At 61.2% G+C, this 578-nt stretch carries 1 pseudogene; it reads left to right on the plus strand.

The window, feature by feature from the left end:
* A pseudogene (locus RTX98_RS07095) lies at nt 1-578 on the plus strand (membrane-bound PQQ-dependent dehydrogenase, glucose/quinate/shikimate family); the annotation flags it as partial.

Raw genomic sequence — 578 nt, forward strand, 5'->3', positions numbered from 1 at the left:
CCCTTCAAAGCAGGGCGACATCTATATTCTGGATCGCGAAACCGGTGAATCGCTGGTGCCGATGCAAGAAATCAAGACGCCAGCGGGCGGTGTTGAAGACGGCAAATACGCGCCGACCCAGCCGGCTTCCGGCTACCACACGCTTCGCAAGGAAGACCTCACCGAGGCCGATATGTGGGGCGTCACCCCGCTCGATCAGCTGTTCTGCCGCATCGCCTTCCGGCAGGCGACTTACAATGGCATCTACACGCATCCGACCACCGACACCTACTGGATCCAGTATCCCGGCTATAATGGTGGGTCGGACTGGGGCAGCGTGGCGATTGATCCGGAACGCGGCATCATCGTTGCCAACTACAACGACGTGCCGAACCACAACCGGCTCATTCCCCGTGAAGAAGCCGACAAGCGTGGGCTGAAGCCGATCAACGAGATCGAACAGGGCGCGAAGTCCGGTTCGAACGCGGAAGGTGCTGGCGATCCGCAGGCTGGTGCGCCTTACGGCATCGACGTCAATGCCGGCTGGCGCGCGCCTTTTACCGGCATTCCCTGCAAGAAGCCTCCGCTCGGCGGCATTC

The organism is Tianweitania sp. (genome assembly GCF_032053605.1).
GTDB lineage: Bacteria > Pseudomonadota > Alphaproteobacteria > Rhizobiales > Rhizobiaceae > Tianweitania.